The 1,687-nt window shown below is 70.7% G+C and carries 2 protein-coding genes; both read left to right on the top strand.

The features are described from left to right. Positions 1 to 1,152: ABC transporter ATP-binding protein (locus ACE3UY_RS01995; protein WP_374685875.1), on the top strand; the 1,152-nt coding region annotated here is incomplete at its 5' end. Positions 1,153 to 1,158: 6 nt separating this feature from the next. Continuing rightward, a partial coding sequence (locus ACE3UY_RS02000; RefSeq protein WP_374685876.1) for a nitroreductase occupies positions 1,159 to 1,687 on the top strand: 529 nt, incomplete at its 3' end.

Consider the following 1,687-nt stretch of genomic DNA (forward strand, 5'->3'; position numbering starts at 1 on the left):
CCTCGGTTCCCCTGGCTTTGCTCACGTTGCGGGATGGCCGGCGCGATTAACGTCCCCACCGCCTCGCCGGTGGCTACGACGTCGCCGGTTGTCGAGACGCGCCCGGGGCGGATCGCCCTGCGCTTCCGCGGGCTGAGCAAGCGCTTTGGCGCGCTGCCGGTCGTGCGCGACCTCTCGCTGAGCGTCGCGGCGGGCGACATCCTGGCCTTGGTTGGGCCGAGCGGCTGCGGCAAGACGACGCTGCTGCGCCTCATCGCCGGGTTCGAGCGGGCCGACGCCGGAACCATCGAGATCGACGGCCAGACCGTGGCCGACGAGGGGCGCCACCTGCCGCCGGAGCTGCGCCGCGTGGGCATGGTCTTCCAGGACTATGCCATCTTCCCCCACCTTAGCGTCGGCCAGAACGTTGGCTTCGCCCTGGGCAAGGGGCGAGCGGCCGGCGCGCGCGTGGCCGAGTTGCTGGCCTTCGTCGGCCTGCCCGGCCGGGAGGCGCGGATGCCTCACGAACTGTCGGGCGGGGAGCAGCAGCGCATCGCCCTGGCGCGGGCGCTGTCCACGGAGCCGGCAGCGCTGCTGCTCGACGAGCCATTCTCCAACCTCGACGCCGCGCGGCGGGCCGAGGTACGGGCCGAAGTGCGGGCGCTACTGAAGGCTGGGGGTGTCACCGCCGTGTTCGTCACCCACGACCAGGAAGAGGCGCTCTTCCTGGGCGACCAGGTGGGCGTGATGCGCGACGGTCAGCTGGAGCAGGTGGACACGCCGGAAGGCATCTTTCACCGGCCGCAGACGCGCTTTGTGGCCGAGTTCCTGGGTCAGACGAGCTTTGTGCCGGGCGAGGCGACGGACGAGGGCGTCCAGACGCCATTGGGCCTGGTAGCGCGACCGGTCATGCTGCCGGTGGGCGCGGCGGTCGAGGTGGCCGCGCGGCCTGATGACGTGGATTTCGACGCGACGGCCGGCGGGCCGGCCCGCATCCTGTCGCGGCAGTTCACGGGTATGGCTTACATTTACCGGCTGAGGTTGGACGATGGGTCGGTCGTCCATAGCCTCCAGCCGCACGAGGTGCGCGTGGATGAGGGCTCGACCGTGGCCGCCCGTTTTCGCGGCGACGGACGCGACCTGCCCTGCTTCCACGAGGGCCGGGCGGTATAAGATTACATGGATGTGTGGGAAGCCATTCGCACGCGGCGGACAATCGCCAAGTTCGGGCCGGAGCCTGTGCCGGCGGAGGCGCTGCGGCGCGTCCTGGAGGCGGGCGTCTGGGCCCCCAACCACCACCTGACCGAGCCGTGGCGCTTCGCCATTCTGGGGCCAGAGACGCAGGCGCGGTTGTCAGTCGTCCACGGTGAATGGAAGGCGGCCAAGGCGGCCGGTTCCCCGGAGCGGCAGGCGCGGCTGCGCGACGACGAGGCCCGCCGCTTCCGCGCTATCCCGACCATCGTGGCCGTGGCCGCATTGCAGGAGGGGGACGAGCAGCGCCGGCGCGAGGACTATGCCGCGGTTTGCTGCGCCATTCAGAACGTGCAGCTGGCGGCCTGGGCCGAAGGGATCGGCGTCAAGTGGAGCACGGCCGGCGTGACGCGCGATCCGCTGGCTTACGAACTGCTGGGGCTTGATCCTAACCAGTACACCATCGTCGGCTCCCTCTTTGTTGGCTATCCCGCCGAGACCCCCACACGGGAGCGGC

Origin of the sequence: Promineifilum sp. (SeqCode) (assembly GCF_041918635.1) — a bacterium.
Classification (GTDB): domain Bacteria; phylum Chloroflexota; class Anaerolineae; order Promineifilales; family Promineifilaceae; genus Promineifilum.